Annotated in this window: 15 protein-coding genes; 12 read left to right on the top strand and 3 right to left on the bottom strand. The window is 63.0% G+C overall.

Features of this window, described 5'->3' with window-relative positions; translation table 11 throughout:
• Window positions 1-4 precede the first annotated feature (4 nt).
• Window positions 5-1,198, bottom strand: coding sequence for a multidrug effflux MFS transporter (locus tag RXV86_RS04155; protein ID WP_316297698.1), 1,194 nt, complete (start codon window positions 1,196-1,198; stop codon window positions 5-7).
• A 292-nt stretch (window positions 1,199-1,490) separates the two neighbouring features.
• Between RXV86_RS04155 and RXV86_RS04150 the strand changes: the two genes are divergently transcribed.
• From RXV86_RS04150 to RXV86_RS04120, 7 genes are all read left to right on the top strand, one after another.
• Window positions 1,491-3,335 (top strand): ABC-F family ATP-binding cassette domain-containing protein, encoded by a 1,845-nt coding sequence (locus RXV86_RS04150; RefSeq protein ID WP_316297695.1) that lies wholly within the window; start codon window positions 1,491-1,493, stop codon window positions 3,333-3,335.
• Between the two features lie 66 nt (window positions 3,336-3,401).
• Window positions 3,402-4,043 carry a MarC family protein gene (locus RXV86_RS04145; RefSeq protein WP_316297694.1) on the top strand — a complete coding sequence of 214 codons (642 nt, stop codon included), beginning with the start codon at window positions 3,402-3,404 and terminating at the stop codon, window positions 4,041-4,043.
• An 18-nt stretch (window positions 4,044-4,061) separates the two neighbouring features.
• Entirely contained in the window at window positions 4,062-4,640 is a 579-nt protein-coding gene (locus RXV86_RS04140; RefSeq protein WP_316297693.1) for a TIGR02281 family clan AA aspartic protease, read from the top strand.
• 274 nt (window positions 4,641-4,914) lie between these two features.
• The gene (locus RXV86_RS04135; RefSeq protein WP_316297692.1) at window positions 4,915-6,231 is read left to right on the top strand and encodes a glutamine synthetase family protein; all 1,317 of its coding nucleotides are present in this window, start codon (window positions 4,915-4,917) and stop codon (window positions 6,229-6,231) included.
• Between the two features lie 48 nt (window positions 6,232-6,279).
• A complete protein-coding gene (locus RXV86_RS04130; protein WP_316297690.1) occupies window positions 6,280-6,969 on the top strand; it encodes a type 1 glutamine amidotransferase in 690 nt (229 codons plus the stop codon).
• Window positions 6,966-8,336 (top strand): glutamine synthetase family protein, encoded by a 1,371-nt coding sequence (locus RXV86_RS04125; RefSeq protein ID WP_316297688.1) that lies wholly within the window; start codon window positions 6,966-6,968, stop codon window positions 8,334-8,336. Before RXV86_RS04130 ends, RXV86_RS04125 begins: the two co-directional genes overlap by 4 nt.
• On the top strand, window positions 8,333-9,643 hold the full coding sequence (locus tag RXV86_RS04120; protein WP_316297686.1) for an FAD-binding oxidoreductase: 1,311 nt from the start codon (window positions 8,333-8,335) through the stop codon (window positions 9,641-9,643). Before RXV86_RS04125 ends, RXV86_RS04120 begins: the two co-directional genes overlap by 4 nt.
• 242 nt (window positions 9,644-9,885) lie before the next feature.
• On the opposite strand, the gene RXV86_RS04115 is transcribed toward RXV86_RS04120, so the two are convergent.
• Together RXV86_RS04115 and RXV86_RS04110 are read right to left on the bottom strand one after the other, a co-directional pair.
• Complete coding sequence (locus tag RXV86_RS04115; protein WP_316297685.1) at window positions 9,886-10,350, bottom strand: DNA polymerase III subunit chi; 465 nt, start codon at window positions 10,348-10,350, stop codon at window positions 9,886-9,888.
• A gap of 9 nt (window positions 10,351-10,359) precedes the next feature.
• Window positions 10,360-11,829: a leucyl aminopeptidase gene (locus RXV86_RS04110; RefSeq protein WP_316297684.1), complete on the bottom strand. Its 1,470-nt coding sequence runs from the start codon at window positions 11,827-11,829 to the stop codon at window positions 10,360-10,362.
• A 287-nt stretch (window positions 11,830-12,116) separates the two neighbouring features.
• On the opposite strand from RXV86_RS04110, the gene lptF reads away from it, so the two are divergent.
• The 5 genes from lptF to pdxA all read left to right on the top strand — a co-directional run bounded on the left by lptF (window position 12,117) and on the right by pdxA (window position 18,836).
• On the top strand, window positions 12,117-13,262 hold the full coding sequence (gene lptF, locus RXV86_RS04105; RefSeq protein ID WP_316297682.1) for an LPS export ABC transporter permease LptF: 1,146 nt from the start codon (window positions 12,117-12,119) through the stop codon (window positions 13,260-13,262).
• Entirely contained in the window at window positions 13,259-14,356 is a 1,098-nt protein-coding gene (lptG, locus tag RXV86_RS04100) for an LPS export ABC transporter permease LptG (RefSeq protein ID WP_316297680.1), read from the top strand. The genes lptF and lptG overlap by 4 nt, the downstream gene beginning before the upstream one ends.
• The gene (locus tag RXV86_RS04095; RefSeq protein WP_316297678.1) at window positions 14,353-16,560 is read left to right on the top strand and encodes an LPS assembly protein LptD; all 2,208 of its coding nucleotides are present in this window, start codon (window positions 14,353-14,355) and stop codon (window positions 16,558-16,560) included. The genes lptG and RXV86_RS04095 overlap by 4 nt, the downstream gene beginning before the upstream one ends.
• A 66-nt stretch (window positions 16,561-16,626) precedes the next feature.
• Window positions 16,627-17,856 (top strand): peptidylprolyl isomerase, encoded by a 1,230-nt coding sequence (locus tag RXV86_RS04090; RefSeq protein ID WP_316297677.1) that lies wholly within the window; start codon window positions 16,627-16,629, stop codon window positions 17,854-17,856.
• A complete protein-coding gene (pdxA, locus tag RXV86_RS04085; RefSeq protein WP_316297676.1) occupies window positions 17,853-18,836 on the top strand; it encodes a 4-hydroxythreonine-4-phosphate dehydrogenase PdxA in 984 nt (327 codons plus the stop codon). Before RXV86_RS04090 ends, pdxA begins: the two co-directional genes overlap by 4 nt.
• The last annotated feature ends 89 nt before the right edge of the window (window positions 18,837-18,925 follow it).

Below are 18,925 nucleotides of genomic sequence, written 5' to 3'. Positions count from 1 at the left end.
CCTTTTACAGCTCGGGACGCTGCGCCTCCAACCGGCCCACGTAAATCGCCGCCGCCAACCCAATTGCCGAGGTGATCACCATCGCCGTCAGCAGCACGTAAACCCCGAAACTACCCGCCACCAACGCCCCCACCAGCGTCGAAATGGCCGCCCCTCCTGCCAGGGTCAGCGCACCGCTCAGCCCCGAGGCCGACCCGGCCAGATGCGGCGCCACCGACATCACCCCGGCATTTGCTCCCGGCAGGGTTAACCCGTTGCCGAAGCCGATGAAAATCGCCCCGCCAAACATCACAAACGGATGCGATAGTCCTGCCAAGGTCAAGAGCAGCGCCACCAGTGGCCCCACGGTCCCGACAATCCGACCCAGGGTCATCAGCTTCACGATCCCCCAAGACCGGGTCATCCGCGTGCTGATGATATTGCCCAGCATGAAGCCCCCTGAAATCGACCCCATGCCAAGCCCTAACAAGCCCGGCGTCAGACCGTAGGCCTCCTCCCCCACCTGTGGTGCCCCGCCGAGAAAGACGTAGAACCCGCCGACCGAAAACACCAACAGCACGCAATAGGCCCAGAACAGCCGCTCGCGAAACAGCTCCGGGTAGGACCGGAACTGCGCGCCGAAACTGTCCGACGGGTTCTGGTTGGTCTCCCCCATATCGACCCAGGTCAGCACCAAAAGCGCCACACCGCCGACGGCAAAGAACCAGAAGGTCGAGCGCCAGCCGAGCCACTCGTCCAGGTAGCCGCCGAAAACCGGCCCAAGAAGCGGCGCCAGCGCCATCGCCGTCCCCATGATCCCCAACAGACGCGCCGCCTCTTCCTTGGGGGCAATGTCGCGCACCACTGCGCGGCTCAGAACCATGCCAACGCCCACCAGGCATTGCACCATGCGAAACCCCAGGAAGACCCAGACATTCTCGGCCAGCGCGCAGCCCACCGAGGCAATGGCGAACACCCCGATTCCCGCCAGCATCACCGGCCTGCGCCCGATCATGTCGCTCAGCGGCCCCAGAATCATCTGCAACAGCGCCGACATCGCCAGATAGCCGCCCAAGGCCAGCGACACGACCCCGTATTCCACGCCATATTCCGCCGCGATCTGCTTGAGCGACGGCAGGAACATATTGAGCGACAAGACACTAAGCGAGGTCAGAAGCACCAGCGTCAGCATCTTCGGAGGGGATTTCGCGGGGGCCATGGGGCATCCGTTCACATGTGAATGGTCAAGCGGTAACGCCGGGACGCCCTGACCACAAGACGATACGTGACGGCAGAAGTTTTCCCGCAAGATCTGTGACCCCAGACCACGTGCCGACCAATCCCAAGCCCTTCCCGCGTCATCTGACCGAAAACATTCCGGGGATCTGGGGGCGGCTGGCCCCCGGCCGGTCGGATTGCGAAAGCAATTCGAAAACCCGCCCCAACCGTCCTCCCTCGTGAACCAATCCGGTGCATTGACACCCCCCGCCCCCTCTGGCACCCACGCCCTCATGCTCAGGCTCGACGACATATCCTACTCCGTGGCAGGGCGCCCCCTGATCGAGCACGCCTCGGCCACCATTCCCACCGGCCACAAGGTCGGTCTTGTCGGTCGCAATGGCACCGGCAAAACCACCCTCTTTCGCCTGATCCGGGGCGAGTTGGCGCTGGAAACCGGCGACATCTCCTTGCCGGTCCGCGCCCGTATCGGCGGTGTTGCGCAAGAAGTCCCCGGCAATGAGGTCAGCCTCCTCGATACCGTGCTTGCCGCCGACACAGAACGGGCCGCCCTTCTCTCTGAAGACACCGAAGACCCCACCCGCATCGCCGAGATTCAGACCCGGCTGGCCGATATCGACGCCTGGGGCGCCGAGGCCCGCGCCTCGTCGATCCTGCGCGGCCTGGGCTTCACCGCTGGCGAAATGCACATGCCGTGCAGCGCCTTTTCCGGCGGTTGGCGCATGCGCGTTGCGCTGGCTGCCGTGCTGTTCTCTGCCCCCGATTTGCTCTTGCTCGATGAACCGACCAACTATCTCGACCTCGAAGGCGCGCTCTGGCTTGAAAGCTACCTGGCGAAATACCCTCACACGGTGCTGATCGTCTCCCACGACCGGGGCCTTCTCAATCGCGCCGTTGGCGGCATCCTGCATCTGGAAGACCGTAAACTGACCTTCTACCAGGGTAATTACGACAGCTTCGCCGAAACCCGCGCTGCCCGCCTTCTGGCGCAAGAGGCCGAAGCCAAGAAACAGGAAGCCCGCCGCGCCCACCTGCAGTCTTACGTCGACCGCTTCCGCTACAAGGCTGACAAGGCCAAGCAGGCGCAATCAAGATTGAAGGCGCTGGCGCGGATGAAACCTATCACTGCCCCGCAAGAGGCCGCATTGCGCGCATTTACCTTCCCCGAACCCGAAAAGCTTTCACCGCCGATTATCCGGGTCGAGATGGGCAATGTCGGCTATGATGGCACGCCGGTGCTCTCGCGCCTCGACCTGCGTATCGACCAGGACGACCGCATCGCTCTCCTGGGCCGCAATGGTGAAGGAAAATCCACTCTTTCCAAACTCTTGTCCGGCAGACTTGATCTTATTCAGGGGCGCATGACCACCTCGTCGAAACTGCGCGTCGGCTATTTCGCCCAGCACCAGGTTGACGAGCTGCACATCGACGAAACCCCGCTTGATCATATCCGCCGCCTGCGCCCCTCTGAAACCCCGGCCCGTCTACGCGCCCGCCTCGGTGGCTTCGGCATCGGTGCCGAACAGGCCGACACCCTTGTCGGCTCACTCTCCGGCGGCCAGAAGGCGCGCCTGTCGCTGATGCTCGCCACCATCGACGCACCGCACCTCCTGATCCTCGACGAACCCACCAACCACCTCGATATCGAGTCCCGCGAGGCGCTGGTCGAAGCCCTCACCGCCTATTCCGGTGCCGTGATCCTGGTCAGCCACGATATGCACCTTCTTTCCCTGGTTGCCGACCGCCTCTGGCTGGTCAAAGACGGTCAAGTTGCCCCATATGATGGCGATCTGGAAAGCTATCGCCAGATGCTGCTCACGCCGGAAAAGCGCGCCGGAAAAACCGCGGAAAAACCGAAACAGCCCAAACCCAAGCGGCCCTCCCGAGATGCCCTGCTCGCTCTGCGCAGCGAGGTGAGGAAATGCGAAGAACGTGTTGATAAACTGAATGAAATGCGCGACAAGCTTGCCACAAAACTGGCCGCACCCGAGCTTTACGACAACCCCGCAGAGGCCGCCGTTTGGCAAAAGAAATACGCCGAAATCATGGACGGGTTGGACCGTGCAGAGGGGCTCTGGATGTCTGCGCTGGAAAAGCTCGAAACCGCGCAGGCATAGGCGGGACGGGACTTCGGGACCTACGAGCACCTTGCCAGCCTCGCTATAACCCCCTAGCACTCTACCATGGACAGCGCCTTCCTCATCACCGCCTTCACAACGCTCTTCGTGGTGATCGACCCGATTGGCCTGACTCCGCTTTTCGTCACCCTCACCCACGGAACCGAAACCCGCGCCCGCCGAGCCATTGCGCTGCGCGCCTGTCTCATCGCCTTCGCCATTCTCGCTGCCTTCACCATCTTCGGTGAGGCGGTGCTTGGCTTTGTCGGTATTTCCATGCCCGCCTTCCGCGTTGCCGGCGGCGCGCTGCTTTTTCTCACCGCTCTCGACATGCTCTTTGAGCGCCGCACCCAGCGGCGCGAGGATCAAGCTGAAGGTGGTGCGGCCGAGGCCCCGGATCCTTCCGTCTTCCCCCTCTCGCTGCCCCTCATCGCAGGTCCCGGCTCGATCGCAACGGTGATTCTTCTGGCCGGTGGACAGGACGACGTGTTCGGTCTCGTCGCCATCCTTGGCGTCGCCGCCGCCGTCCTTCTCGTGGTCTTCGTTTTCTTTCTCGCCTCGGGCCTTCTCGAACGCGCCTTGGGCAAAACTGGCATCAACATCGCCACCCGGCTTCTCGGCATGCTGCTCGCCGCCCTTGCGGTGCAATTCATCCTCGACGGTCTCGCCGCATTCGGATTCGCCGGCGGAATTGCAGGCGGCACCTAGGGCCCCTATATCAATCCCATGCAAAACGATCCCGCCAGCCTCGTCTATCTCGTCCTGCTGCTCTGTGCCATTGCAGGTTGGTTCATCACCCAGAACCGTGTTTCGCTAGGCAAACTCACCCAACAGGCCCTCGCCTGGGCGCTGATCTTTGCCGGCGCCATGGCTGTCGTGGCGCTCTGGGATGACATCTCGGGCGCCATCACGCCGCAGCAATCGGTGTTTGCCGACCAGGGCCGGATCGAACTGCCGCGCGCTCGCGACGGCCACTACTACGTCACCGCCATGGTCAACGGTGCCCCAATCCGCTTTACCGTCGACACCGGTGCCACCCAGATCGTGCTCACCGACGCCGACGCCCGCGCCGCCGGGATCGACACCGCCAACCTTGCCTATATCGGCCGCGCCTTCACCGCCAACGGCGAAGTCCGCACCGCCCCCGTCCGCCTGGATGACTTCGCCATCGGCGATATCCGCGACAGCGGCCTGCGCGCTTTCGTCAACGAAGGTGAAATGGATGGCTCGCTCCTGGGCATGAGCTACCTGCAGCGCTACACCAAGATCGAAATCACCGACGGTGCCCTGACCCTGACCCGCTGATGCCTCGCACTCTTGCCCTCTTTCTTTGCCCAAATACTCAACAGCGCAGCAACGCCACGCCCACAACCTGTTAACCAGAATACCCCTATTGCCACCCGAGCGCGTCGGGGGTGGGCGTTCCCGACACAAGTCGCAACACCCCACCTTTTATGGGCGGGAGACGCCCGAGGGCGGCGATCGAATCCGCCCGCGCCAACGGAAACTGCTGGACATTCAGTTCGCTCCCGTCGATAATTTGATCAAATTCAGAACGAGACCCCCAATGAGAGCCCCCATGGACCTCAACCATCTGCAAACCTTCCGCGCCGTCGCCTGTGACCTCAACGGCCAGATGCGCGGCAAACGCCTGCCCGCCATTTCGGCTTCCAAGCTCGACCAGGGCGGCGTGCGCCTGCCTTACTCGGTGCTCAATGTCGATATCTGGGGCAGCGATATCGAAGACAGCCCGCTGGTGTTCGAAAGCGGCGATGCCGACGGCATGGCCCTGCCTACCGAACGCGGCCCCGTTCCGATGCCCTGGTTGGAAAACCCCTCGGCCATGGTGCCCATGTCCCTCTACCACGATGACGGCACCTCTTACGAAGGGGACCCGCGCCATGCGCTCGGCGCCGTGCTTGCCCGCTACCAGGCGCGTGGCTGGACTGTTCAGGCTGCCACTGAGATGGAATTCTACCTCGTCGATGACAGCGACGAGGCGCTCACCCCGCCGATCAACCCGCTCTCGAACCGGCGTATCAATTCGCATGCCATTCTGTCGATGCGCCAGCTTGATGCATTTGATGGCTTCTTCACGGCGCTTTACGATGCCTGCGCGCTGATGGACATCCCTGCCCAAAGTACCATTTCCGAGGCCGGTCTCGGCCAATACGAAATTGACATCCTACACGCCGACGCCATGCGTGCCGCCGACAACGCATGGCTTTTCAAGACGCTTGTCAAAGGGCTGGCGCGGCGTCACGGCATGGCTGCCACCTTCATGGCCAAACCCTTTGGCGATGACGCAGGCAACGGCATGCATGTGCATTTCTCGGTGCTCGATGCCGACGGCAACAATGTCTTCAACGATGGAACCGACACGGGTACACCGCTGCTGCAACAGGCGGTCGCCGGCTGTCTAAACGCCGCCCACGGCTCGACCCTGCTCTTTGCCCCGCACGCCAATTCCTATGACCGGCTGGTGCCCGGTGCCCATGCCCCGACCGGTATCTCCTGGGCCTATGACAACCGCACCGCCCTTGTCCGCATTCCTGGCGGTGCCCCGGTGGCCCGTCGTATCGAACACCGTGTCTCGGGCGGCGACATCAACCCCTACCTGACGCTCGCCGCCATCCTCGGCGCCGCGCTGGCGGGAATCGAGGACGGTGCCACCCCACCCGCACCGATCACCGGCAATGCCTATGACCAAGACCTGCCGCAACTGGCACCAGACTGGCAGTCGGCCCTTACCGCGTTCGAAACCGATCCATTCATGGCCCGCATCCTGCCAGGCGAAGTGATCCGCAACCTATGTTACACCAAGCGCCAGGAAATCCGCCGCATCGACGCCCTGCCAGTGGAAGATCGCTGGAAGGTCTATCTCGAAACCGTCTGATCGCGCCACTCGAACCCTTCAATTTGATCAAAACCCAGAGCGACACCCATGAAAATCGGCATCCTGCAAACCGGCCGCGCCCCTGACATGCTGATCTCCCAATCGGGGGATTACGACGAAATGTTTGCCAGGCTTCTGGCCGGTCAAGGGTACCAGTTCGATACCTACGCCGTGCTCGATGGCATCTTCCCGGAAAGCGCCGATACCTGCGACGGCTGGCTGATCACCGGCTCGCGCCATGGCGTCTATGAAGACCACGACTGGATTGCGCCGCTCGAAGAACTGGTGCGTCAGATCTCCGTCTCCGGCAAACCCCTGATCGGAGTCTGCTTCGGCCACCAGATCATCGCCCAGGCGCTCGGTGGCAAGGTCGAGAAATTCTCGGGCGGCTGGGCCATCGGCCAGCAGCAATACGAAATCGACGGCAGCACCATGACCTTAAACGCCTGGCATCAGGACCAGATCACCGAACTGCCGCCCAACACACAGGTCATCGGCTCGAACGATTTCTGCGCCAACGCCGCGCTGGTGATTGGCGACAACATTCTCACGATCCAACCCCACCCCGAGTTTACGGCTTCCTTCGTCGCCGATCTGATCGACAAGCGCGGCCGAGGCGTGGTGCCCAACGAACTGCTCCGCGCAGCGCAAGACAAGATTGACGCAGCTGGCCCCGATGACAGCGGCACATTTGCCTCTATGATGACCACATTCTTCAACCAACGAGCACCCTCATGAAAACTCACCCGAAAAACTGGCTTACCTCGCTGCCGCAGCCTGCCCAGGACTATCTCGAAGGCCATCGCCTGGACGAGGTTGAATGCATCATCGCTGACCTGCCCGGCATTGCACGGGGCAAGGCGGTCCCGGCTTCGAAATTCGCCCGCCAGGACTATTTCCACCTGCCGGATTCGATCTTCTTCCAGACCATCACCGGCGGCTGGGGCGAAGCCGCAGGGGACGAGGGCTTCATCGAACGCGACATGGTCCTCAAACCCGACATGGACACGGCCAGCGCCGCGCCCTGGACCGCCGACTGGACGCTGCAGGTGATCCACGACGCCTATGATCGCAACGGCGAGCCGGTGCAAAGCGCGCCCCGCAACGTTTTGAAACGCGTGGTTGAACTCTACCGCACCAAGGGCTGGGAGCCGGTCGTTGCCCCCGAGATGGAATTCTACCTCGTTGCCCGCAATCTCGATCCCGCCAAGAAAATCGAACCGATGATGGGCCGGTCGGGCCGCCCCGCCGCCGCCCGCCAGGCCTATTCCATGACCGCGGTCGACGAATTTGGCCCGGTGATCGACGACATCTACGACTTTGCCGAAGCACAAGGCTTCGAGATCGACGGCATCACCCAGGAAGGTGGCGCCGGTCAGCTTGAAATCAACCTGCGCCACGGCGACCCGGTGAAACTTGCCGACGAGGTGTTCTATTTCAAGCGCCTCATCCGCGAGGCCGCCCTGCGTCACGACTGCTATGCCACCTTCATGGCCAAACCCATCGCCGAAGAGCCCGGCTCGGCCATGCATATCCACCATTCGGTGATCGACATCGAATCCGGCCAGAACCTGTTCTCCGGCCCGCAAGGTGGTGAAACCGATGCGTTTTTCCACTTCATCGGCGGGCTGCAGAACCATTTCCCAAGCGCGATCGCCGTCATCGCGCCCTATGTGAACTCGTTCCGCCGCTATGTCCGCGACCATTCCGCTCCGGTCAACCTGGAATGGGCCCGCGACAACCGCACTGCGGGCCTGCGCGTGCCGCTCTCGCCGCCTGCGGCGCGGCGGGTTGAAAACCGGCTGGCGGGCATGGACTGCAACCCCTATCTCGGCATCGCCGCCAGCCTTGCCTGCGGTTATCTCGGCCTGATCGAACAGGAACGCCCCGACAAACAGCGCAAGGGCGAAGCCTATGCTGGCGAAGACGCCTTCCCGCGCGAGCTCGGCGCCTCTCTCGACCTGTTTGACGAGGCCACCGACCTGCACGAGGTGCTCGGCCGCGAATTTGCCCGGGTCTACTCCATCGTCAAACGCAGCGAGTATGAAGAGTTCCTTCACGTGATCTCGCCCTGGGAACGCGAACACCTGCTGTTGAACGTATGAACCTTCTGTTTTCAAACGACAAACGTGGTGAGCACCCGGACAGCTGGTATGCCGCCACCGCCCACGACGCGCCCCGTCACCCATCGCTCAAGGGCGCGACGACGGCAGATGTCGCCATCATCGGCGCAGGCTTCACCGGCCTCTCGGCGGCACTGCACCTGGCCGAGGCTGGGCTCGACGTTGCGCTTCTGGATGCCCACCGCATCGGCTTCGGCGCCTCGGGCCGCAATGGCGGGCATCTGGGCTCGGGCCAGCGCCAGGAGCAAACCTTCATTGAAAAGCTCATGGGCACCGATGACGCCCGCCATCTCTGGCAACTGGCAGAGGACTCCAAGGACCTGGTCAAATCGCTCGTCGCGCGGCACAAGATCGATTGCGACCTGAAACCGGGTATCGCTCATGCCGGGTTCAACGCCCGCGAGGTGGCGCATGAGCATGGCTATGTCGAACATCTGCAAACGGTGTATGGCTACAACAAGATTACCCCGCTTGATCACACGGACATGCAGGCCGTCTGCCCCTCACCGAGATACGTTGGCGGTTCGCTCGACATGGGTGCGGGCCACCTGCATCCGCTGAACTTCGCCCTCGGTCTTGCCCGCGCCGCTCATGCAGCCGGGGCACGCATCTACGAGCGCTCTCATGTGCACCAGGTCAAGGAAGGTCTCTCGGGTCAGCCGAACGAGGTCTGGACCGACGGCGGCAAGATCAAGGCTAAACACGTGATCCTTGCTGCCAACGGCTATCTCGGAGGGTTGAACCGCAAAGTCGCGGCGCGGGTGATGCCGATCAACAATTTCATCGCCGCCACCCCACCCCTGGGCGACGATGCCGTTCGCGTGCTGGCGCAGGATGTCGCCGTCGCCGACACCAAGTTCGTGATCAATTATTTCCGCCTCAGCGCCGACAAACGCCTGCTTTTCGGCGGCGGTGAATCCTATGGCTACCGGTTCCCCGACATCGACCGTACGGTGCGCAAACCCATGGCCGACATGTTTCCGCATCTCGCTGACATCCCGTTCGACTATACCTGGGGCGGCACGCTGGCGATCACAATGCGCCGCCTGCCCTACCTTGCGCGGGTTGGTCAGAACATCCTTTCGGCCTCGGGCTACTCCGGCCATGGAGTTGGCACCGCCACCCATGCCGGTATGCTGATGGCCCGAGCGATCCAGGGTGACGCCTCGGGCTTTGACACCATGGCCCGCATCCCCTGCCGCCCCTTCCCGGGCGGCCCGACCATGCGCTCACCTCTGCTGACACTAGCGATGACATGGTATGCCCTGCGCGACCGTCTGGGTGTGTGAAGCGGGCAAGGCTGGGGGCCAGCCCCCAGACCCCCGGGATACTTCAAGCAAGAGGAAGAGGGGAAACTGGCGCTTCCCCCCCAAGAAAAGACGTAAGCCTTCCCCTTGCACGGTCATCGGCGTCCCCGCCTGTACCGTGAGTACATCCTTTGGGAAAAAAGGTTAATACTCCGTTACTTCCTCTTGCCCCAAATATCCCCGCCGGAGGCTCCGACAGCGACGCCAGAAACAGGGTCTGAAAATCATCCCCCCGCCTGCGCCTTCATCTCCCAGCGCCCGCTTTCCTCGGACCAGTATTGCGCGGCGCACCCTGCGTCGGTCAGCCCCTTCCACTGCGTCCGGGCTTGGGCCACGGCATCGGGGTCATTGCCATCAAACAGGATGCAAACCCGATCCAGTGCGTCAACTTCCTCGGCACTGACCTCGGCGCCGTCCACGGCCATCAGGCATTCCGCGCCATTGCCATTTTCGGACCCGGCACTCAACAGCACCGGTTGCAGCACATCATGTTCACCGCCAGCTATGCCATGGGCCAGGAAGCTTTCTTCCGGGCCCAGCCACAGTTTCTGATCAAGCCATTCCATCCGGCCCGCATCGCGGCCCCGCACCAATACTTTCCACCCCCGCCCGCGAGAGCGTTCCAGCAGGTCGGGCAGGACCGCCTCAAGCGGTCGCCGAGTCAGGTGATAAAAGAAAACCTCGCCCATAAGCGTACTCTAGCTTTCGTAGTGATCCGCCACCATCCGGTTGAGCGCCATCACCCCCCAACCGGTCGCCCCCTTCGGCGCGTAGGTGGTCTCCGCCTTGACCGAGGCCACCCCGGCAATATCCAGGTGAACCCAAGGCGTCTCGTCCTTGACGAAGCGTTTCAGAAACTGCGCCGCCGTCACCGACCCGGCGGGCCGCCCGCCAACATTCTTCATATCGGCAATACGCGATTTCAGCATGTCGTCATAGGCCTGGCCCAGCGGCATCCGCCAGGCGCCCTCGCCCTCGGCCTCCGCCGCCTTGAGGAAATCCTTGCAGAAGGCATCGTCATTCGAGAACACCCCGGCATTCTCGTGCCCCAGCCCGATGATGATCGCCCCCGTGAGAGTCGCCAGGTCGACCATGCCCACCGGCTGGAACCGTTCCTGCGCGTACCACATCACGTCGCACAGCACCAAACGTCCCTCGGCATCGGTGTTGATCACCTCGATCGTGTCGCCCTTCATCGAGGCCACCACGTCGCCTGGCCGGGTCGCCCGCGCCGAGGGCATGTTTTCCACCAGCCCGACAAGACCGACGACATTGGCCTTGGACCCGCGCAACGCCAGCGTCTTCATCACGCCTGCCACGACCCCGGCCCCGCCCATATCCATGGTCATGTCTTCCATACCGGCGGCGGGTTTCAGGGAAATCCCGCCGGTATCAAACACCACCCCCTTGCCGATCAGGGCCAGCGGCGCATCGCCCTTCTTGCCGCCAAGCCATTGCATGACAACAACTTTCGACGGGCTGTCGCTGCCATGGCCGACCGAGAGCAGGCTGGCCATGCCAAGCTTTTGCAGCTCATCCTCGTCCAGCACCTCGACCTTGAGGCCCAGCTTTTGCATCTCCACCAGCCGCTCGGCAAAACTTGTCGTGGTCAGGTGGTTGGCCGGTTCATTGGTCAGGTCTCGGGTGAAATGCACCCCCTCGGCGACCGCCAGGGGCGCGGCACAGGCCGCTTTCATCTCATCGGGCTTGGCGCTCATCACCTGGACCGCACCTGTGGCCTCGGCCTCGGCGGTCTTGTGCGTTTCGAACCCATAGGCGCGCAGTGCCAGCCCGGCCGCCACCTCGTGGCCCCGCACCAGATTGCCCAGCATCAACAAAAGCTCGGCCTTGCCCAGCGCCTTGGCCAGCGCTGCGCCCGCTTTGCGGGCCTCAATCACCGGCGCGGTCCGGTCGAGTTTGACCACATCCACCGCCTCGGCGGCCAGTCCAGCAGGATAGGCCAGGCTGCACAATTGACCGGGTTTGACCTTGGACCATGCCTTGCTCTCGACCATGCGTTTCAACGCCCCTTTGGTCAGGCGATTGACCCGCCGCGCCGCTGGGTTCATGCGCCCCGCCGCATCCACCGTGATAGCCACCCGTCCGGTGGCCTCGGCGATCCTGTCCAGATCGGTCTCGGCAAAACTGAATTGCAAAATCGTGCCCATGGCGCGCTCCCTGTTTTCCTGTCGCGCCCACCCGGCGCGTTTCCCTCGCCACTTCCTAAGCGGTTTCTCCCCTTTCGTGCAACTCGGCATTCGTGGCGGTATGGCGCCAACCCGCGCCAGGCGCCGGACCTGCCGCCCAAAGTGCCACCTTCGCCTCTCGGCAACGCTTTGCCCAAAAGGCCGGGCAGGACCGTCCGCCCCGGTGCTTTAGCAGTTTACCCTCCCTGCCCGTTTGCAGTAGGTTGCCCGCAACATCTTGTTGTCGTGCAGCCTAGGGGGAAACAGGTTTGGCCAGATTCGACAGGTACATACTGTCGCAACTCCTGGTGCTGTTCGGGTTCTTCTCGCTGGTGCTGGTGTTGGTCTATTGGATCAATCGCGCGGTCAAGCTGTTCGATGCCTTGATCGGCGATGGTCAAACTGCCTTTGTCTTTGCCGAATTCACCGCCCTTCTGCTGCCTGGCGTGATCCAGATGGTGTTGCCCGTGGCCGGGTTTGCCGCAGCGGTCTATGTCACCAATCGGCTCAGTTCGGAAAGCGAGCTGACGGTGATGCAGGCCACCGGGTTTTCCCCCTGGCGGCTGGCGCGGCCGGTCCTGGTATTCGGGCTGATCGTAGCGCTGATGCTGTCGGTCCTGGCGCATTACCTGGTCCCCGCATCCCTGTCGCAATTCGCCGAGCGCCGGATCGAAGTGTCGCGCAACATCACCGCCAAGCTTCTGACCGAGGGCACCTTTCTGCACCCGTCCGAGGGCGTGACCTTTTACATTCGCGAAATCACGCCGGAAGGTGCGCTCGAAGACGTGTTCCTCTCGGACCGGCGCGACCCGGGTGAAAGCCAGATCCATACCGCCACCACGGCCTATGTTGTGCGCGATGGCGAAACCTCGAAACTGGTGATGGTCGATGGGTTGTCACAGACCTTCGTTCGCAAATCCGGCCGGCTTTTCACCACGCATTTCTCGGATTTCTCCTATGACATCAGCTCCCTGATCGACCCGGGTGCGGCAAGCGTCTATCACGAAACCCACGCCTTTACCCGCGAGTTAATCAACGATCCCCAAGGGATCGCCGTGCGGGCGAAAGCCACCGCTCCGGGCGCCATTGCCGAAATCCTGCATCAAAGGTTCAGCCAGCCCCTGTTCAGCATCGCCGCCGCGCTGATCGGCTTTGCCATGCTTCTGGTGGGCGGGTTCAGCCGGTTCGGCGTCTGGCGGCAGATCGTCGCCGCCGTCATCGTTCTGGTTCTGCTCAAGCTTATCGAAGGCATGGTTACAGAGCCGGTGCGCGCAAACCCCGACCTGTGGCCAATGATCTACCTGCCAGCATTGCTCGGCCTTGGTGTCGCAAGCACGCTTCTGGCCTGGTCCGGGCGGTCGCGTCAGAGCAAAGGCCCACGCCGCTCGCCCCAGATGGCCGGAGGTGTGACATGAAACTGCATCTCTATTTCGCCCGCCGGTTCCTCTGGATCTTCCTTGGCCTGCTCACCGTCTTCTTCCTGCTGCAGGCGCTGATCGATCTGATCGAACAGGTCCGCCGTCTTGACGGAACCGAGGCCAGCATGGCCGATATCATCGGCCTGACGCTTCTGGGCACACCGGAAAGCATCAACCAAATCCTGCCGCTGGTGATGATCCTGTCCACCGTCGCGTTGTTCGTCAGCCTCGCGCGCAGTTCCGAACTTGTGGTGGTGCGCGCCGTCGGCCGGTCGGGGCTCAGGGCACTCTTGGCACCGGTGATGGTGGCGCTGATCATCGGCGGGCTGGCCGTCACCATGATGAACCCGATCGTCGCCGCCACTTCGAAACGCTATCACGAGCTGTTCCAAGGGTACAAAACCGGCAGCGACGACGTGCTGTCGATCTCGTCCGAAGGCTTGTGGCTGCGCCAGGGCGGTCCCGAGGGCCAGACCGTGATCCGTGCCACCTCGGCCAACCCGCACGCTACAGTGCTCTATGACGTGACCTTCCTCAGCTATGCACCGGGCGGTGGCCCGGTTACCCGGATCGAAGCGGAAGAAGCCGAACTGACCGATGGCGCCTGGCTGTTGCGCGACGCCAAAACCTGGCCGCTGGCGGGCGGCGCCAACCCCGAAGCGGCGGCACAAATTCATGACCGTATGGAGCTTCCTTCGACGCTGACCCAGGACCGTATCCGCGACAGTTTCGGCAAGCCCAACGCAATCTCGGTGTGGGATCTGCCGCGGTTCATCTCGCAGCTGGAACAGGCCGGCTTCTCGGCGCGCCGCCACCTTGTCTGGTTGCAGATGGAGCTGGCCCGGCCGCTTTTCCTGGTGGCGATGGTGCTGATCGGTGCCGCCTTCACCATGCGCCATGTACGCGCCGGCGGGATCGGGGTCGCAGTGCTTGTCTCTCTGCTGCTGGGCTTTGGCCTCTACTATATCCGTAACTTTGCCCAGATTCTGGGGGAAAACGGCCAGATACCGGTTTTTCTGGCCGCCTGGGCGCCTCCCATGGCCGCCGCCATGCTGGGCATGGGGCTCTTATTGCACACGGAGGACGGATGACCCGCGTTTTCCTCGCCCTCGTCGTGCCGTTTTGGACCATCACCGTGGCCCTGATCTGCGTGCTGCTGCTTGCATCACCCGGGGCGGCACAGACCCAAACGCCGACCCCGCCGCCTTCGGGCGCGGCCGTGCTCGTGGCCGACCAGGTCTTCTTGCAGGGCAAGACAACGCTTGTCGCCACCGGCAATGTCGAGGCGCTGCATGGCGACACCCGTATCAAGGCCCGCCGCATTACCTATGACCGCACCGCCGACCAGCTTGTGATCGAAGGCCCGATCACCATCCAGCAGGGCCAGGATGTGCTTGTGCTCGCCAACCAGGCCCAGATGGACCCACAGTTTCACAACGCGCTGTTGACCGGTGCGCGCATGGTGCTGAACCAGCAGGTGCAGCTTGCCGCCCATCAGCTCAACCGGGTGAACGGGCGCTACACCCAGATGTACAAGGCCTCGGTCACCGCCTGCCGGGTTTGCAACGACAATCGCCCGCCGCTCTGGCAGATCCGCGCGCGCAAGGTGATCCATGACCAGGTCGAGCGCCAGCTTTATTTCGAGGATGCTCAGCTTCGCGTTCTGGACGTGCCCATCTTCTACCTGCCGCGCCTGCGCCTGCCCGACCCCACGCTGGATCGCGCCACCGGTTTCCTGATCCCCAAGCTGCGCGGCAATTCCGATCTCGGTACCGGCATCAAGATTCCGTATTTCATCCGCTTGGGCGATCACCGCGACCTGACCATCACGCCTTACCTGTCGCCCAACACCAAAACCCTGGAGCTGCGCTATCGCCAGGCCTTCCGTACTGGCCGGATCACCTTTGAAGGCGCGATCAGCGACGATGACCTGACCACTGACGAGTATCGCGGCTACATTTTCGGCTGGGGTCTGTTCGATCTCAAACGTGGATTCAAGCTCAGCTTCGATCTCGAGCTGGCCACCGACAAATCCTACCTGCTGGCCTACGACTTTTCCGATAAGGACCGGCTCGACAGCGAAATCGCCGTCACCCGCGTGCGCCGCGATGAATATATCCGAGCGGCGCTGACCCATTACCACACCTTGCGGGTGAACGAGAGCCAATCAACCATGCCGTCGGTCATCGGTGATTTCACCTATGAACGACGCTTTTTCCCGCGCTTCGGAGGCGAATTCCGGGTTTCCGCCGGCGCACATTCGCATTTCCGCTCCTCCAGCCTCGGGGTCGACGGCCCAGATGTCGATCCGATCTCGGGCGCAGTGGTCGATGGGCGCGATGTCACCCAGCTCGAAGCCCAGGCCCTGTGGCTCAACACCTGGACTGTCGGGCCGGGTTTACGTCTCGGGTTTCAGGCCGGGGTTGCCATCGACAGCTTCTACACCGGTGACGACATCACCCGCCCCGCCAGCGCCACCCAGGTCACACCAATGGCCGCCATATCGCTGCGCTGGCCCTGGTCCCGCATCACCCCTGGCGGTGCTACCCACATCGTCGAGCCGATGGTACAACTGGCCTGGTCCGGCGGCAGCAATTCCAACGTCGCCAATGACGAAAGCACCCGGGTCGAGTTTGACGAAGGCAACCTGATGTCGCTGTCACGATTTCCCGCCACCGACCGCCGCGAACGCGGTCTGGTTACGGCCTATGGCGTCAGTTGGACCCGCTACGGTCCCAAGGGCCTGCAATCCAGCCTGACATTCGGCCAGGTCACCCGCACAACCGCCGACAACAATTTCACCGCCACCTCCGGCTTGCGCGGAACGACATCGGATTTGCTGGTTGCCGGTCAGATGCATTCGCAGAACGGGTTGTCGCTGACCGCGCGGGCGCTTTTCGACGCCCAGTTCGATCTCGCCAAGGGCGAAGCCCGCGCCGGTTGGCAAAGCCCCAAACTGGCGGTCGGCGCCAGCTATGTCTGGCTTGGCGCCGACCCTGCCGAAGACCGCGCCTCAACGGTATCGGAATGGTCCGTTGACGGGCTCTACCGGCTGTCGCGTCACTGGACCGGAAGCGCCAATGTTCGCTATGATGTGGTCTCCAAAACAGCTGCCGAAGCGGGCATGGGCCTGCAATATCGCAATGAATGTGTCGAGATTGATCTTTCGGTCTCGCGTCGCTTCACTTCCTCCGTTATTCTGACCCCATCGACGGATTTCAGCGTTACCGTCGGGCTCAAGGGGTTCAGCGCGAAGACACGCGACAAAAGCTATACCCGCAAATGCGGCTTCTAGGGCGCAGGGACGACAGGTAACGTTAATTGAGGGCCGGAAACGGCAAAGCACGACAGGACAGGCAGGATGACCCGGATCGCCAGATTTTTCTTCTCACTGATGACCGCCGCCACGCTTACGCTGGCCGGTCTGACCCCGGATATGGCCACAGCGCAAAACCTTTTTGCTCCGGCGGTAAAGGTCAATGACAAGGTCATTACCCATTACGAGCTGCAACAACGTGCGCGTATGCTGCAACTGTTCCGCGCCCCCGGCAATGCCAATGAAGAGGCCCGCAAACAGCTGATCGAAGAACGGCTCAAGCTCGACGCCGCCGAGGCGCACGGTCTGGAAGTCGGCGCCGAGGATCTGGAGGCCGGCATGGAAGAATTCGCCGGTCGAGCCAACATGACCAACGATCAGTTCGTCAAGGCACTCGAAAGTGCGGGCGTTGCGCGGGAAACCTACCGTGACTTTATTCACTCCGGCGTGGCATGGCGCCACCTGGTGCGGGCAAAGTTCGGGCCGCGAATACAGGTCGGCAAGGCCGACGTCGAGCGCGCCCTGGCATCGAACGCCGCCAGCGGTGTGCGGGTGCTGATCTCCGAGATTTACATCCCCGTGAAACCCGGCCAGGAAGACCGCGCCGAGGCCCGCGCCAACGAGATTTCGCAGATCACCACGATCTCGGCCTTTGCCCGGGCTGCGCGCAATTACTCGGCCGCACCAACCCGCGGCCGCGGCGGCAAAGTCAACTGGATGCCGATCAATAAGCTGCCGCCGGCGATCCAGGGCCAGATCCTCGGCCTTGCCCCCGGCCAGGTAACCAAACCGATCCCGATCTCCGGTGCCATCGCGCTGTTCCAGCTGCGCGCCATCGAAGAGGGCAAGGCCCCCGCGCCGGAGTATTCGGCCATCGAATATGCCGCCTATTACATCGACGGCGGCCGCACTCCGCAGGCCCTGGCCACCGCCAAGAAAACCCGCGACCGGATCGACACCTGCGATGATCTCTACGGCATCGCCAAGGGCCAGCCCGAAGAGGTGCTCGAGCGCGGCGCCAAGAAACCCGGCGAAATTCCCCAGGATATCGCGCTGGAACTGGCCAAGCTCGACAAGCACGAGGTCTCGACCAACCTGACCCGCGCGGGTGGGCAGACCCTTGTCTTCCTGATGCTTTGCGGCCGCACGCCCAAGATCGCCGAGGAACTCGAGCCCGGCCAAATCGAGCTATCCCTGCAGAACCGCCGCCTGCAAAGCTTTGCTGACGGGTATCTCGAACAGCTGCGCTCCGAGGCGCGCATCATCGAGAAATGAGCCCCGGTGCACGCCCGGCCCCGATCGCTCTGACATGCGGCGAACCCGCCGGGATCGGGCCGGAACTGGCCATTAAGGCCTGCGATGTGCTGAACGGCACGCTTGAATTGTTCTGGATCGGCGATCCCACCCACCTGCCTGCCGGGTCGGCAATCATCGAAATCGCGGACCCGGCCGAAGCGCGCGCCGCCATGAGCCACGGGTTGCCGGTCCTGCGTCACAGCTTTGCCGCCCCGGCCACACCGGGACAGCCCTCGGCAGAGAACGCCCAAGGGGTGATTGACGTCATCGCCCGCGCGGTTGACCTGGCCAAATCCGGCGCCGCCTCGGCCGTCTGTACCCTGCCGATTCACAAAAAGGCGTTGAAGGACGGCGCCGGGTTCGCCTTTCCCGGCCATACCGAATACCTGGCCCATCTCGGCGGTTGCGCGCGGGTGGTGATGATGTTGGCCTCCGAGCAGTTGCGCGTCGTCCCCGCCACCATCCATATCGCTCTGCGCGACGTGCCCGCGGCGCTCACCCCGGAGCTGCTGCGCGAGACCATCGAGATCACCCGCAACGGGTTGATCACGCAATTCGGCATCGCCACCCCACGCATTGCCGTGGCCGGTCTCAACCCCCATGCCGGCGAAGGCGGCGCCATGGGCGATGATGAGCTGCGCTGGATGGGGCCTCTGCTGGACCAGATGCGCAGCGAAGGTTTCGACCTGCTCGGCCCCCTGCCCGCCGACACGATGTTTCACGCCGCCGCAAGGGCGCGTTACGATGCGGCAGTCTGCGCCTATCACGATCAGGCACTGATCCCGATCAAGACGCTGGATTTCGACCGCGGGGTGAATGTCACCCTCGGCCTGCCCTTCATTCGCACCTCGCCCGATCATGGCACCGCCTTCGATATCGCCGGCACCGGTGTGGCCAATCCCTCTTCCACCATCGAGGCCCTGAAAGTGGCCTGGCGCATGGCTGGAGCCTCGACATGAACACCGCAAGGATTTTCGAAAATCCTTGCCCGCGCGATTTCAAAATCGCGTTCAAAGCGGCTTCGAAGCCGCTTGTTGAAGCCGTTTCG

The organism is Aliisedimentitalea sp. MJ-SS2 (genome assembly GCF_032586155.1).
Classification (GTDB): domain Bacteria; phylum Pseudomonadota; class Alphaproteobacteria; order Rhodobacterales; family Rhodobacteraceae; genus JAWHTC01.
Note: the sequence above shows the minus strand (reverse complement) of the source record. Positions and strands in the feature narration are given on the sequence as shown.